Origin of the sequence: Enterobacter sp. LU1 (assembly GCF_008271405.2) — a bacterium.
Classification (GTDB): domain Bacteria; phylum Pseudomonadota; class Gammaproteobacteria; order Enterobacterales; family Enterobacteriaceae; genus Enterobacter; species Enterobacter hormaechei_C.
In genome coordinates this window covers 326,980-340,080 of record NZ_CP043438.2, presented here as the reverse complement: position 1 = coordinate 340,080, position 13,101 = coordinate 326,980, and the positions used below count along the sequence as shown (strand labels likewise).

The 13,101-nt window shown below is 55.5% G+C and carries 14 protein-coding genes; 2 read left to right on the top strand and 12 right to left on the bottom strand.

Going from position 1 to position 13,101, the window contains the following annotated elements; genetic code table 11:
- Window positions 1–97: 97 nt before the first annotated feature.
- The 4 genes from aphA to dnaB all read right to left on the bottom strand — a co-directional run bounded on the left by aphA (window position 98) and on the right by dnaB (window position 4,891).
- Window positions 98–811, bottom strand: a complete 714-nt coding sequence (aphA, locus tag FZF21_RS01605; protein ID WP_047736638.1) for an acid phosphatase AphA — start codon at window positions 809–811, stop codon at window positions 98–100.
- 268 nt (window positions 812–1,079) lie between these two features.
- Window positions 1,080–2,273: an aromatic amino acid transaminase gene (gene tyrB / locus FZF21_RS01600; RefSeq protein ID WP_017382625.1), complete on the bottom strand. Its 1,194-nt coding sequence runs from the start codon at window positions 2,271–2,273 to the stop codon at window positions 1,080–1,082.
- A 109-nt stretch (window positions 2,274–2,382) separates the two neighbouring features.
- Window positions 2,383–3,462 carry an alanine racemase gene (alr, locus tag FZF21_RS01595; protein ID WP_047740964.1) on the bottom strand — a complete coding sequence of 360 codons (1,080 nt, stop codon included), beginning with the start codon at window positions 3,460–3,462 and terminating at the stop codon, window positions 2,383–2,385.
- A gap of 16 nt (window positions 3,463–3,478) precedes the next feature.
- The gene (dnaB, locus tag FZF21_RS01590; protein ID WP_003860298.1) at window positions 3,479–4,891 is read right to left on the bottom strand and encodes a replicative DNA helicase; all 1,413 of its coding nucleotides are present in this window, start codon (window positions 4,889–4,891) and stop codon (window positions 3,479–3,481) included.
- A 60-nt stretch (window positions 4,892–4,951) separates the two neighbouring features.
- Between dnaB and FZF21_RS01585 the strand changes: the two genes are divergently transcribed.
- Window positions 4,952–5,935 (top strand): quinone oxidoreductase, encoded by a 984-nt coding sequence (locus tag FZF21_RS01585; RefSeq protein ID WP_015570182.1) that lies wholly within the window; start codon window positions 4,952–4,954, stop codon window positions 5,933–5,935.
- A 184-nt stretch (window positions 5,936–6,119) separates the two neighbouring features.
- On the opposite strand, the gene pspG is transcribed toward FZF21_RS01585, so the two are convergent.
- The 4 genes from pspG to FZF21_RS01565 form a co-directional block, all read right to left on the bottom strand.
- Window positions 6,120–6,362: an envelope stress response protein PspG gene (pspG, locus tag FZF21_RS01580; RefSeq protein WP_017382623.1), complete on the bottom strand. Its 243-nt coding sequence runs from the start codon at window positions 6,360–6,362 to the stop codon at window positions 6,120–6,122.
- A 136-nt stretch (window positions 6,363–6,498) separates the two neighbouring features.
- Window positions 6,499–7,494 (bottom strand): tRNA dihydrouridine(20/20a) synthase DusA, encoded by a 996-nt coding sequence (dusA, locus tag FZF21_RS01575; RefSeq protein WP_047732535.1) that lies wholly within the window; start codon window positions 7,492–7,494, stop codon window positions 6,499–6,501.
- An 82-nt stretch (window positions 7,495–7,576) separates the two neighbouring features.
- A complete protein-coding gene (gene traF, locus FZF21_RS01570; protein ID WP_023302926.1) occupies window positions 7,577–8,887 on the bottom strand; it encodes a conjugal transfer protein TraF in 1,311 nt (436 codons plus the stop codon).
- Window positions 8,888–9,055: 168 nt separating this feature from the next.
- Window positions 9,056–9,544 carry a cupin domain-containing protein gene (locus FZF21_RS01565; protein ID WP_017382621.1) on the bottom strand — a complete coding sequence of 163 codons (489 nt, stop codon included), beginning with the start codon at window positions 9,542–9,544 and terminating at the stop codon, window positions 9,056–9,058.
- Between the two features lie 117 nt (window positions 9,545–9,661).
- Between FZF21_RS01565 and zur the strand changes: the two genes are divergently transcribed.
- Entirely contained in the window at window positions 9,662–10,174 is a 513-nt protein-coding gene (gene zur / locus FZF21_RS01560; RefSeq protein ID WP_006810484.1) for a zinc uptake transcriptional repressor Zur, read from the top strand.
- A 47-nt stretch (window positions 10,175–10,221) separates the two neighbouring features.
- Here zur and FZF21_RS01555 read toward each other — a convergent pair whose 3' ends face one another.
- The 4 genes from FZF21_RS01555 to FZF21_RS01540 all read right to left on the bottom strand — a co-directional run bounded on the left by FZF21_RS01555 (window position 10,222) and on the right by FZF21_RS01540 (window position 13,037).
- Window positions 10,222–10,431 (bottom strand): CsbD family protein, encoded by a 210-nt coding sequence (locus FZF21_RS01555; RefSeq protein WP_003860314.1) that lies wholly within the window; start codon window positions 10,429–10,431, stop codon window positions 10,222–10,224.
- A gap of 119 nt (window positions 10,432–10,550) precedes the next feature.
- Entirely contained in the window at window positions 10,551–11,888 is a 1,338-nt protein-coding gene (dinF, locus tag FZF21_RS01550; RefSeq protein ID WP_047740961.1) for an MATE family efflux transporter DinF, read from the bottom strand.
- Between the two features lie 63 nt (window positions 11,889–11,951).
- Window positions 11,952–12,560 (bottom strand): transcriptional repressor LexA, encoded by a 609-nt coding sequence (gene lexA, locus FZF21_RS01545; protein WP_003860318.1) that lies wholly within the window; start codon window positions 12,558–12,560, stop codon window positions 11,952–11,954.
- A 108-nt stretch (window positions 12,561–12,668) separates the two neighbouring features.
- Window positions 12,669–13,037, bottom strand: coding sequence for a diacylglycerol kinase (locus FZF21_RS01540; protein ID WP_017382619.1), 369 nt, complete (start codon window positions 13,035–13,037; stop codon window positions 12,669–12,671).
- Window positions 13,038–13,101 lie beyond the last annotated feature (64 nt).

Genomic DNA, 13,101 nt, shown 5'->3' with positions numbered 1-13,101 from the left:
GAAAGGTGAATCTTTCTAAGTGTGCAGCAAGAAAGCGAAAGGTAAAACCCGCGCAGCGAGATTTGCTTAAAAAAGCATTCACCCCGCCGTTAATACATCAGTATTCAGAGTTAACGATCACCTCTTCACCAAATTTTCCGGCCATCGGCAGCGGTCGGTAGGTGGAGTTCGAGGCGCGTAGCACCCTGATGCCTCTGGCTCCCACGTCTTGCGCCGCGGTGATGTCGTTATCTGAATCCCCGTAGAACACTTTGATATTTTTCTTTTCCAGCCACTGGGTTTTGGTGTTTTGCCCTTCCTGGTCCCCGGCAAAAATGACCGGGTTCATGCTGGCCGCCGGGATCAGGAAATCATCCTGTAGCGTTTTCGAGACGGTTTCGGTTTTGGTCTGGCTACGTCCGGTCACGAAGTAAATGCTGTCGCCGCGCTTTACGTGCATGGCGATCAGCGCGCGGGCAACCTCTTTCGGGATACTGAACTCATCCCAGCCGTTGTTCATCTTTTCCCAGAATTCCGGGGTTTTCAGATAGGCTTCGCTGTCCGGGGAGTACGTTTTTTTACCGCGCCAGAAACCGGGGCTGGAGAAGAGAACGGTATCGTCAATATCGAAGCCCACGGCTATCGGCGGGCGACCCGTCAGGCTATTTTCGATTTGTGCCACTGAAACCCAGTGAATGGGGGCCTGTTCGGCAAGAATGGCGGCGGTAGTGCCGGTGTAAAGCGGCGTGGGTGCAGAAGCCCGTGCAACAACGGCGCTATTAAGCGAGAACAATAAGCAGGCGGCGCTGAGCGCCAGTGTGATCTTGCGCATATTTTCCCCTGAATATTCAGTTTGTTATCTTTTTATTTTGAGCGGATGGTCAAAAAACTATCCGACCATAACCCCAGCGGTAGGGGAAGGAAAGGAGTTTTTACTTATGGAGCTGAATAAAAAGAAGACGATCACAAAGCGCAGAAGAAACGTGTAGGTCCGGGAAGCGAAGCGCCACCGGGCAATGACTGGCACCGGCGCGAACAAAAAAGCCGGGTGGCGGCTACGCCTTGCCCGGCCTACATACAGTATGCAAGTAAGTGAATGCTTACATTACGGATGCAAACGCCTGCGCCACGCGCTGGACGTTGCTGGCATTCAGACCCGCCACGCACATACGGCCGCTGGCGATCAGGTAGACACCGAACTCTTCGCGCAGGCGATCGACCTGCGCTGCGCTCAGTCCGGTGTAGCTGAACATCCCGCGTTGCTTGAGAAGATAATCAAAGTTATGCCCAGGCACGGCCTCTTTCAGGACGTTAACCAACTCCTGACGCATCGACAGGATGCGCTTACGCATCGCTTCCACTTCCGCAAGCCAGGACGCTTTCAGCGTTTCGTCACCGAGAACTGTCGCCACCACCTGTGCACCAAAGTTCGGCGGGCTGGAGTAGATCCGGCGGACCGTCGCTTTCAGCTGACCGAGTACGCGTCCCGCGGCTTCGGCGTCTTCACACACCACGGACAGGCCGCCAACGCGCTCGCCGTACAGGGAGAAGATTTTTGAGAACGAGTTGCTGACCAGAGCGGGAAGCCCCGCGCTGGCAATCGCGCGAATGGCGTAGGCGTCTTCCTCCATGCCCGCGCCAAAGCCCTGATAGGCGATGTCGAGGAACGGGATCAGGTTACGCGCCTTCAGTATCTCGATCACCGCATCCCACTGGGCATTGGTGAGGTCCGCACCGGTCGGGTTATGGCAGCACGGATGCAGCAATACGATACTGCGCTCCGGCAGGGTGTTCAGTTTTTCCAGCAGCGCATCAACGCGCACGCCGTTGGTTTCGCTGTCGAACCACGGATAGGTCGCCACCTTAAAGCCCGCGCCCTCGAAGATCGCAACGTGGTTTTCCCACGTCGGGTCGCTGACCCACACGCCGGAATCCGGGAAGTACTTTTTCAGGAAATCTGCGCCTACCTTCAGCGCACCCGAGCCACCCAGCGTCTGGATAGTCGCCACGCGCTTTTGCGCGAGCACCGCGTGGTCCGCACCAAACAGCAGCGGCGCGATAGTGTTGCGGTAGGTGTTTAATCCTTCCATCGGCAGATAAAGCGAAGCACCGTGCGGGGTTGCGTTCAGACGCGCTTCAGCTTCGGCAACGGCTTTCAACTGAGGAATGATGCCGTCTTCGTTGTAGTAAAGACCAATGCTGAGGTTCACTTTGTCGCTGCGAGGATCTTCTTTGAAACGCTCCATCAAGGAGAGGATAGGGTCGCCGGCGTAGGCGTCTACTTTCTGAAACACGCGATGTTCTCCGGATTATTATGAGGCAGGGCATTCAACAATAAACCGGAAGCGGAAGAAGATCGAGGGGATGTTAACAGAAGCGGGATGCATCGCATCCCGCTCATGCTTAGTCGACGTATTTCATTGCGACCCTTGAGGTAAGGCGCGTGATAAGTTCGTAAGCACTCACTTTTATTATTTCAGCAATACGCTCTACCGGCAGGCCTTCACCCCACATCACCGCATCGTCCCCCGCTTTATCCTGCGCGTCGGGCCCAAGATCAACACAAATCATGTCCATCGCCACGCGACCGACAATCTTGACTTCGCGTCCATTGACCAGCACCGGCGTCCCAGTTGGCGCGGCGCGGGGATAGCCGTCGCCGTAGCCCATCGCCACCACGCCAAGACGCGTGTCGTGCTCGCTGGTCCAGGTGCCGCCGTAACCCACCGGCTCTCCCGCTTTGTGCTCACGCACGGCAATCAGCTTTGAAACCAGCGACATAACCGGCTTAAAGCCAAAGTCCGGCCCCCAGGGTTTGTTCTCCAGCGGCGAAACGCCATAAAGAATGATGCCCGGACGCGCCCAGTCGAAGTGCGACTGCGGCCATAGCAGGATCCCGCCGGACGCCGCAATGGAGCGCATCCCCGGTTTGCCTTCGCAGAAGGTGTTGAAGATATCAAGCTGCTGTTCCGTTGCGCCGCATTCAGGCTCATCGGCGCGGGCAAAGTGGCTGACGATATTCACTGGCTGACGCACATTTTTGCACTGACTCAGACGCTGATAAAACGCCTCCGCGCTTTCCGGCCGCACGCCCAGACGGTGCATGCCCGTGTCGAGCTTCATCCAGACGGTGACCGGCTCGCTCAGTTCAGCCGTTTCCAGCGCGGCCAGCTGTTCTTCGTTATGCACCGCCGTGTGCAGGTGCTGATCGGCAATGGTCGGCAGGTCCGAGGCTTCAAAAAAGCCTTCCAGGAGCAGTATCGGTTGCGTAATTCCACCTGCGCGCAGGCGGAGAGCTTCTTCGAGACGGGCGACGCCAAAAGCGTCGGCATCGGGGAGCGTTCGCGCGGTCTCAAGAAGACCGTGTCCGTAAGCGTTCGCTTTCACGACTGCAACGAGCTTACTGGCGGGCGCCAGTTCTCGCAGACGTTGCAGGTTGTGTCGCAGAGCGCGGCGGTTAATCACAACAGTTGCCGCTTGCATTTGAATTCCTTAGAAATTACTCATCATCATATTGAGGACCGGCATAGTTGTCGAAACGCGACCACTGGCCGTTAAAGGTCAGACGTACCGTACCGATGGGGCCGTTACGTTGCTTACCAATAATAATTTCGGCGATCCCTTTCAGATCGCTGTTCTCGTGATAAACCTCATCACGGTAGATGAACATGATTAAGTCGGCATCCTGCTCGATGGAGCCGGATTCACGCAGGTCGGAGTTGACCGGGCGCTTGTCTGCACGTTGTTCCAGAGAGCGGTTAAGCTGCGATAGCGCCACCACCGGCACGTGCAGCTCTTTGGCTAACGCCTTGAGCGAGCGGGAAATCTCGGCAATCTCCAGCGTACGGTTGTCGGAAAGCGACGGGACGCGCATCAGCTGAAGGTAGTCGATCATGATGAGGCCGATGCCACCGTGTTCACGGGCGATACGGCGCGCGCGGGAGCGCACTTCCGTCGGCGTCAGGCCGGAGGAGTCATCGATATAGATGTTCCGTTTTTCCAGCAAAATCCCCATTGTGCCGGAGATCCGCGCCCAGTCCTCATCGTCCAGCTGACCGGTACGGATGCGGGTCTGATCCACGCGCGACAGGGACGCCAGAGAACGCATCATGATCTGTTCAGAGGGCATCTCAAGACTGAAGATAAGCACCGGCTTATCCTGCAACATCGCCGCGTTTTCGACGAGGTTCATCGCAAATGTCGTTTTACCCATCGACGGACGCGCCGCGACGATAATCAAATCCGATGGCTGAAGACCTGCCGTTTTCTTGTTGAGATCGTCATAACCGGTGTTCACCCCCGTCACGCCATCGTGCGGCTGCTGGAAAAGCTGCTCAATACGCGCAACGGTGGCGTCGAGCACATCGGCGATATTTTTCGGGCCTTCGTCTTTGTTCGCCCGGCTTTCGGCGATTTTAAAGACACGGGATTCCGCCAGGTCGAGCAGATCTTCGCTGGTGCGCCCCTGAGGATCGAAACCGGCCTCGGCGATCTCATTAGCCACCGAGATCATCTCGCGGACAACGGCACGTTCACGGACGATATCAGCGTAAGCGCTGATGTTCGCGGCACTTGGCGTGTTTTTTGACAGTTCTGCCAGATAGGCAAACCCGCCGACGCTGTCGAGCTGACCCAGACGCTCCAGCGATTCTGCGAGCGTAATCAGGTCGATCGGGCTGCCCGACTCCTGCAACCGCGCCATTTCCGTAAAGATGTGGCGGTGCGGGCGAGTATAGAAATCTTCCGCGACAACGCGCTCGGCGACGTCGTCCCAGCGTTCGTTATCCAGCATTAAACCGCCCAACACCGACTGTTCCGCTTCAATCGAGTGCGGCGGGACTTTTAACCCGGCGACCTGATAATCACGCTCACGAGGTTCAGTCTGTTTGTTGAAGGGTTTGTTTCCTGCCATAGTGAATGGAGTTACCGAGATAAAGAGTGGGTCGAAAGATTACCACATTCTGGAGGAAGCATGGCAACACGTATTGAATTTCACAAGCATGGTGGCCCTGACGTACTCAAAGCGGTGGAATTTACCCCCGCTGCGCCTGGCGAGAACGAAATCCAGGTGGAAAACAAAGCGATCGGCATTAACTACATCGATACCTATATTCGCGGCGGCCTCTATCCGCCTCCGTCGATGCCGAGCGGACTGGGCACCGAGGCGGCCGGTATCGTCAGCAAAGTGGGCAGCGCGGTGAAGCACATTAAGGAAGGCGATCGCGTGGTGTACGCGCAGTCGGCGCTGGGCGCTTACAGCTCCATCCATAACGTTCCGGCCGAGAAAGCGGCGCTTCTGCCAAATGCGATCAGCTTCGAGCAGGCTGCCGCCTCATTCCTGAAAGGGCTGACGGTCTATTATCTGCTGCGCAAAACCTACGAAATTAAGCCTGACGAGCAATTCCTGTTTCACGCAGCCGCAGGTGGCGTGGGGCTGATTGCCTGCCAGTGGGCGAAAGCCCTGGGCGCGAAGCTGATCGGCACCACAGGCAGCGCGCAAAAAGCGCAGCGCGCGCTGGACGCGGGCGCATGGCAGGTGATCAACTACCGGGAAGAGAGCATCGTTGAGCGGCTGAAAGAGATCACTGGCGGCAAAAAGGTCCGCGTGGTGTATGACTCGGTGGGGAAAGACACCTGGGAATCTTCGCTGGACTGCCTGCAACGTCGCGGGCTAATGGTGAGCTTCGGTAACGCCTCCGGGGCAGTCACCGGCGTCAACCTGGGCATTCTGAATCAGAAAGGGTCGCTATATGTCACTCGCCCTTCCCTGCAAGGTTACATCACCAACCGGGAAGAACTTGAGGAAGCCAGCAACGAGCTGTTCTCGCTGATCGCCAGTGGGGTAATTAAAGTGGATGTGGCAGAGGCGCAGAAATATCCGCTGACCGATGCGCAGCGCGCGCATGAGGTGCTGGAGAGCCGGGCAACGCAGGGATCAAGTCTGTTAATTCCCTGAGCCATAAAAAGAAATTGGGCTTCCCGTGGGAAGCCCTTTCTTTTTTTAGTTCGGCTGTATGTAGGGTACAGCTCGATGAATTCTTTAGCGGCAGCCATAGTGACAGATTCGATAAGTAAATCCTATTCTGTTCTAAGGATTGCTGCCGGAAAAGTTGCAGGTATGTGACGTACACCTCAATACCTTAGTAACGGAAGCGGTTATTACGCTGATAAGTGGGCAGTTTTGGTGATTTAATCGCCCGTATCGCCCATACCACCGCAATCGCCAGAAGTAACCACGGCAAGAGTTTAATCGTCAGGGCAAATAAACCGCCAACAAACATCACCACCGTGGCCACGACGAGCGCGGCCAGGATACCGAGCAGCGATACGCCCGTGACCATCAGCATGATAAAGAAGCCAATCACAAAAAGTAGTTCCAGCATGGTGCTCTCCCACGAGTTCCCGAATGATGCTGCGATCGTTACAAGAAACATGCCAAAAATAAGTCTTTGTTCTGAAAGCAAAACGCCCCGCAATGTGTTGCAGGGCGTGGCGTATTTGACCATCTTTTAGCGAAATTTAACGTTTATCCGCAACCAGACGCAGCGCGTGTTCCAGGACCTCAATATCCGCACCGGCCTTATGCGCGTTCTCGCTGAGATAACGACGCCACTGGCGCGCGCCAGGAATGCCCTGGAACAGGCCAAGCATATGGCGGGTAATGTGGCCCAGATACGTACCATGACTCAGCTCGCGCTCAATGTACGGATACATGGCGCGCACTACTGCCACGGGATCGGTGTCAGCACCGTCAACGCCAAAGATTTCCCGGTCAACCGTCGCCAGAATGCCCGGGTTCTGATACGCCTCGCGTCCGACCATCACGCCATCCATATGTTCGAGATGCGCTTTGGCCTCGTCCAGCGACGTAATACCGCCGTTGATCGACATGGTCAGGTGCGGGAAGTCGCGTTTTAGCTGGTACACGCGCGGGTAGTCCAGCGGCGGGATCTCGCGGTTTTCTTTCGGGCTGAGGCCAGAGAGCCAGGCTTTACGGGCGTGGATGATAAACATCTCGCATTCACCCTTCCCTGATACGGTGTTGATGAAATCACACAGGAACTCGTAGCTGTCCTGGTCGTCTATGCCGATACGAGTTTTGACCGTGACCGGGATAGAGACGACGTCGCGCATCGCTTTGATACAGTCCGCCACCAGATGTGCATTACCCATCAGACACGCGCCGAACATACCGTTTTGCACACGGTCGGACGGGCAACCGACGTTGAGGTTAATCTCGTCATAGCCGCGTTCTTCAGCCATCTTCGCGCACTGCGCCAGCGCAGCCGGATCGCTGCCACCCAGTTGCAGCGCAACCGGATGCTCCTCTTCGCTGTACGCCAGATAATCGCCCTTGCCGTGAATAATTGCGCCGGTAGTGACCATTTCGGTGTACAGCAGCGTATGGCGGGAGAGCTGGCGCAGGAAATAGCGGCAGTGTCTGTCCGTCCAGTCGAGCATTGGCGCAATGGAGAAACGGTGTGCAGGGAAAGCGGTCTGGAGTTCTGACGACATGGCGAAGTTTTAAGCATCTGGTGGAAAAGGGGCGCTACTATAGCACAAAGAAAAGCCGGAGGCGCAGCGCCTCCGGTGTACTTTAGAACGTCATGCTCAACTGTGCCCCTGCACCCCATGTCTCGTCTTCGCCATAAAGCCCCATCAGGTCAACGTGGACGGAGTTGAACGGCGCGAAACCGACACCGCCGGTAAAGACGTTGCTGTCGTTCCCTTTCATATCCGCACGATAACCGGCGCGTACTGCCAGCCAGCTCAGTGGCGTGACTTCGGCACCAACGCCAACGTACTGGGAGGTATCTTCGCTTTTAAAGCCCTTGGTTTCGGTCAGATCGCCATCTGCGGTCAGCGTGACCAGATCGTTGTGCCAGGCGGCCCCGGCAGTGACCAGCGGACGGATCTGATAAGTGTCTTTATAACTCACCACCTCTCCCGTACGCCCGTTGCGGATGCGGATATCTTTGGTATCGATATCGCGCGACATCAGGTTTTGCCCGCTCACGCCGACCGTCCAGTTTTCACCGAAATCAGCAGCAATACCGGCATCGACGTTGAAGCCAGTGTCGTCGGTACGGTAGCGGCTGTCGTTCCACTTATTACTGTCGTAATCGTAGATTGAAGTGGTGTAGTTATAGAGCCAGGTTTTTTGCAGCTTCGGCGTGACGCCAACGGAAACCGGAACGCCGCCAAGATCGAACTGACGGGCCACCGCAATACCGTAGTCGGACACAATCGCCGCCCGACCAGACGCCGTAGAGTTAAGGTTTTTGGTGATCTGATCGGTACCGTTTAGCGCGGCATCCAGCGCCACACCGGCAGCCACCGCATCGCTTCGTTGTATACCGCGCAGATAATCAATGTCCTGCTGATCGATTGAAGAGCTGACCCGGCCATGGGCATAGCCTTTTGCCATAAAGGCCACGGAAAGAATATCGTTAGGGATACTGACGGCAATCCCCGCCCCTGCGGTGGCGTGTGCGGTCTTGCCTTTCAGGTAGTCCAGTTCATCAGCGAGATCTTTCGCTGCGCCCTGGAACTGATTGATCGAACCTAATGGATTGGTGATAACTTCAATGGGGGTCAGACTATCAACCACATCCTTGTAATGATTGATTTTGTCGTTAATGGTATCAATCTCGTCCTGAAGATTGTCTTCATCGGTCACCTGCACGCCAACGGACGGCAAAATGACCGTCACATCATCCTCTGGCTTAGATTTTGCCAGTAACGCGGGGTTGATTAACGCCCCGCTGCCATAGCTCCCTGCCGCGACACCCGTTCCGCCCATTGCGTCGCTACGCGCTTCCGTCCAGGTATTGGCTGCTCCCGCCTGATTTGCCATAAAAAAGGAGACAGCGATGCTAACCATCGAAAATTTAAAATGTTTTTTCACAGTGTGCTCGTAAATAGTTTGTTATTAGTTAACCCTGTCTGTTATCACCCAAACAGGAACGAACTATTGCTGTGAATAAGTGCAAAAAGACCCGCTATTTCCTTAAGTTAAATTCCATCCCGGCCTGTTGTAATATGTGACGACCATCAATATTTATAGAAGAGGAAATTATTTTCGCCCAGGTTTTCCATCGTGCGGCCCAAAAAACTGAGGCGGATGGTCGACCCAGCGGTCTTCGCGCGTCGCGGCATACACCGGATTGAGCGGATAGTAGATGCGGTTATGTTTTTTATTGGCCTCACCCACCACCAGTAAGCGCACCTCTTCATCGGTATTGTTGATAAAGGTGTGACACACGCCCGTCCCGGCTGGAAATCCCACGCTGTCTCCGGGTTCGAGCTTCCATAAATAGCCATTGATCCAGGCCTCAGGGTAACCCTCCAGAACGTAAACAAACTCCTCTTCGTCGCTTTCCGCATGCGGATAAGACGTACGGCGTCCGGGTGGCAGCCGTTCATGGTGAATACCAATGCGGCCGAGACCCAGCCTGCGGGCCAGCGGCGCGCCAACAGAAAAACGTTCGTTACTGTCAGGATACGTTGCGTCATCAGCGCCTTCCACGTCCCGCCAGTGCCGAATACAGTCAGGTCTTTTCATTTTGCGATCTCCTGATTTGCGATGCGTCAGGTATAGCACAGCCTGGCGGATCTCGGTGTTTTTAGCAGAACATGATAAAGTGAATGTTTTCACCCCTTACCATATCCGAGGTGCCCGATGGACAAGTCCACAAAAGAGCTGTTAGCGCAAGCTGAAAAGCTGTGCGCGCAACGCAATGTGCGCCTGACCCCGCAGCGCCTTGAGGTACTGCGTCTGATGAGCCTTCAACAGGGCGCCATCAGCGCCTACGATCTGCTCGATCTGCTGCGTGAAAGCGAGCCGCAGGCAAAACCGCCGACCGTTTATCGGGCGCTGGATTTTCTGCTGGAGCAAGGGTTTGTGCATAAAGTGGAATCAACAAACAGCTATGTGCTGTGCCATCTTTTTGACCAGCCAACTCACACGTCCGCCATGTTTATCTGCGATCGCTGTGGTGTGGTGAAGGAAGAGTGTGCGGAAGGTGTGGAAGATATTATGCATACGCTGGCAGCCAGAATGGGCTTTGCGCTGCGCCATAACGTGATTGAAGCCCACGGCTTATGTTCTGCCTGCGTGGAGGTGGAGTCATGCCGCCATCAGGATGCCTGTCAGCACGATCACTCTATCCTGGTGAAGAAAAAGCCGCGTTAAAGCCAAAGAAAAAGGCGGCTCAGGGCCGCCCTTGGGGATAGTGCCGGTTACCAGCGGTAGTCGTTACGGGTTTCCCAGTCTTTGACTTCGTTTTCCGCCTGATCTTTTTCGTAACCGTAGCGCTCCTGGATTTTACCTACCAGCTGATCGCGCTTACCTTCAATGACGGTCATATCGTCATCTGTCAGCTTACCCCACTGTTCTTTCGCTTTACCTTTGAATTGCTTCCAGTTGCCGCCGATTTCGTCTTTATTCATAATCGTGTCCTCGTGTTAAGCGTCTATGAGTATCGTCCGCTTCGTTCTTTTCTGCTGGACGTGATTATTATTGTAGTTAAGGATTCGGCAGTTGTTTTTATATTCGGAATCTTTAACCGTTACGATATATCGTGCGGGGCTGGAAACCAGGTATTATTTCGCCAGTGACGATGCCAGATAACGGCCAGCGAAAGGCCACGCAGTGAGAGAAACACCGCCAGCGCCAGCCACAGACCATGATTGCCGAGATACGGCAGGGTTAGCAGCATCAGGCCGAACCCCGCCGCCGCGACGGCCATGCTGTTGCGCATCTCCGCCCCTCGCGTCGCACCAATAAACATGCCGTCCAGCAAATAGCACCACACGCCCACCACCGGTAATACTACCTGCCAGAGGATGTAGCGATCGGCCAGCTCACGTAGCGCGGGCAACGAGGTGAGTAACGCGACAATATGCCCACCAAAACAGGCGTATACCAGAGCAAAGACCAGCGCCACCAGGCCCGCCTGACGACAGGCAGCACGCCAGACTTCACGTAACTGGCCGCTTTCACGCGCGCCATAGGCCTGCCCTGAATGCGCCTCCACGGCGTAAGCAAAACCATCCAGCGCGTAAGCGGTAAAGGTCAGTAATGTCATAAGCACTGCGTTGACGGCAACGATCTCAGGCCCAAGACGCGCACCAAAAACGGTTAATGCACCAAAGCAGAGTTGCAGCAGAAGCGAACGGAGCATGATGTCGCGATTAAGCGCCAGCAGCTTTCGAATGTTGCCGCGCCAGGCCGATTTCAGCAGATCCAGGGTGATACCGCGCATCGCCAGCACGCGCCAGACCATCCCCAAACCGATCAGCAGCGTACCGTACTCGGCAATCGCCGTGGCCAGCGCCGCGCCCCGGACGTTCATGTGCAGCCCCATCACCAGCCAGAGATCGAGCACAATGTTAAGCAGGTTGCCCACCACCAGCAGGATCACCGGCGCGCGGGCGTACTGCACGCCCAGCAGCCAGCCCAGCAGGACCAGGTTTGCCAGTGAAGCGGGCGCGCTGAGCCAGCGAATTTCGAGGAACCGCCGGGCCTGTTCCAGTACGGCATCGCTGCCGCCTACAATATGGAGCGCAAGATCAATCAGCGGCGTACGCAACAGAACGATTAACGCGCCGGCACCGAATGCCAGAATGAGCGGCTGAACCAGCGCACGCGCCAGACGCAGGGGATCTTTTGCACCATACGCCTGGGCCGTCAGGCCTGTCGTACTCATGCGCAGAAAAAGCAGCAGCATAAAGAGGAAGCTGGTCGCCGTTGCGCCGATCGCGACGCCGCCAAGATAAATCGGCGAATCGAGATGCCCGATAACCGCCGTATCCACCAGCCCCAGCAGAGGAACGGTAATATTGGAAAAAATCATCGGTAGCGCAAGACGCCACAACGCCTTATCGGCAGAAGTTAGCAATGCCATGGAAATTACCGGAATCAGAAAACAGGCCAGGCTGTAGAGGAACTACAGCCTGTCAGGAAGAGATTACAGCCATTCACCGTTGCGGATAACGCCGACCGCCAGCCCTTCAATAGAGAAGCTCTGCTCGCGGAGATCTACCACAATCGGGGAGAATTCATTGTTTTCAGGCAGAAGCTGCACGGTATTGCCTTGTTTTTTCAGGCGCTTAACCGTCACTTCATCATCAATGCGCGCCACCACGACTTGCCCGTTACGCACATCCTGCGTTTTGTGTACCGCCAGCAGATCGCCATCCAGAATACCGATATCTTTCATGGACATTCCGCTAACGCGCAGCAGGAAATCGGCGCTCGGCTTGAACATGCCTGGGTCAACCTGATAGTGCCCTTCGATGTGCTGCTGCGCCAGCAGAGGTTCACCTGCGGCAACGCGGCCCACCAGTGGAATACCGCTCTCTTCTTCCACAAGCAGACGAATGCCGCGTGAGGCGCCGGAAACAATCTCAATCACGCCCTTACGCGCCAGCGCTTTAAGGTGCTCTTCGGCAGCATTAGGAGAACGGAAGCCCAGACGCTGCGCAATTTCTGCACGCGTGGGTGGCATACCCGTCTGGCCGATATGATCCCGAATGAGATCAAACACCTCTTGCTGCCTGGTCGTTAACGCTTTCATACCGCCCCCTGGGTGTATATACAGTTATGCTGTGAGTATATACAGTCAAAGGCGATTTTGGAACCAAAAACTGCACAAAAAACCAGGGACTTAATTATTCCTCGAGGCTCATCGGAAATGCGACCAAAGCAGCGTGACCCAGGTGATCGCCGCAGTGATAATCGCCAGCAGTACGGCAGCGGAACCCATGTCTTTCGCCCGGCCAGACAGTTCATGGAATTCCGACCCGATTCGATCAACTACGGCCTCAATAGCGCTATTCAGAATTTCCACTATCATCACCAGAAGGACAGATCCGATGAGCAGTACGCGGGTGATAGCATCAACATCAAGGAAGCAGGCGATGACAACGGCAACGATTGCGGCAACCGCTTCCTGGCGGAAAGCGGCTTCATTAACCCATGCCGCGCGGAAACCTTTCCATGAATAACCGGCAGCTTTAATGATTCGAGTTAACCCAGTGGTATTATTGGCCATTAAAAGAACCTTTTATGATAAATAGCGTCTGTAACTAAAGCCGCAGCGCGTTTTGCTGCAACCT

What these genes read in the sequence shown, in the direction of transcription:
- lexA (WP_003860318.1), bottom strand. Translation starts at nt 12,560, where the DNA reads ATGAAAGCGTTAACGACCAGGCAGCAAGAGGTGTTTGATCTCATTCGG.
- alr (WP_047740964.1), bottom strand. Translation starts at nt 3,462, where the DNA reads ATGCAAGCGGCAACTGTTGTGATTAACCGCCGCGCTCTGCGACACAAC.
- pspG (WP_017382623.1), bottom strand. Translation starts at nt 6,362, where the DNA reads ATGCTGGAACTACTTTTTGTGATTGGCTTCTTTATCATGCTGATGGTC.
- dinF (WP_047740961.1), bottom strand. Translation starts at nt 11,888, where the DNA reads ATGGCATTGCTAACTTCTGCCGATAAGGCGTTGTGGCGTCTTGCGCTA.
- aphA (WP_047736638.1), bottom strand. Translation starts at nt 811, where the DNA reads ATGCGCAAGATCACACTGGCGCTCAGCGCCGCCTGCTTATTGTTCTCG.
- FZF21_RS01540 (WP_017382619.1), bottom strand. Translation starts at nt 13,037, where the DNA reads ATGGCCAATAATACCACTGGGTTAACTCGAATCATTAAAGCTGCCGGT.
- FZF21_RS01555 (WP_003860314.1), bottom strand. Translation starts at nt 10,431, where the DNA reads ATGAATAAAGACGAAATCGGCGGCAACTGGAAGCAATTCAAAGGTAAA.
- dnaB (WP_003860298.1), bottom strand. Translation starts at nt 4,891, where the DNA reads ATGGCAGGAAACAAACCCTTCAACAAACAGACTGAACCTCGTGAGCGT.
- zur (WP_006810484.1), top strand. Translation starts at nt 9,662, where the DNA reads ATGGACAAGTCCACAAAAGAGCTGTTAGCGCAAGCTGAAAAGCTGTGC.
- FZF21_RS01565 (WP_017382621.1), bottom strand. Translation starts at nt 9,544, where the DNA reads ATGAAAAGACCTGACTGTATTCGGCACTGGCGGGACGTGGAAGGCGCT.
- dusA (WP_047732535.1), bottom strand. Translation starts at nt 7,494, where the DNA reads ATGTCGTCAGAACTCCAGACCGCTTTCCCTGCACACCGTTTCTCCATT.
- FZF21_RS01585 (WP_015570182.1), top strand. Translation starts at nt 4,952, where the DNA reads ATGGCAACACGTATTGAATTTCACAAGCATGGTGGCCCTGACGTACTC.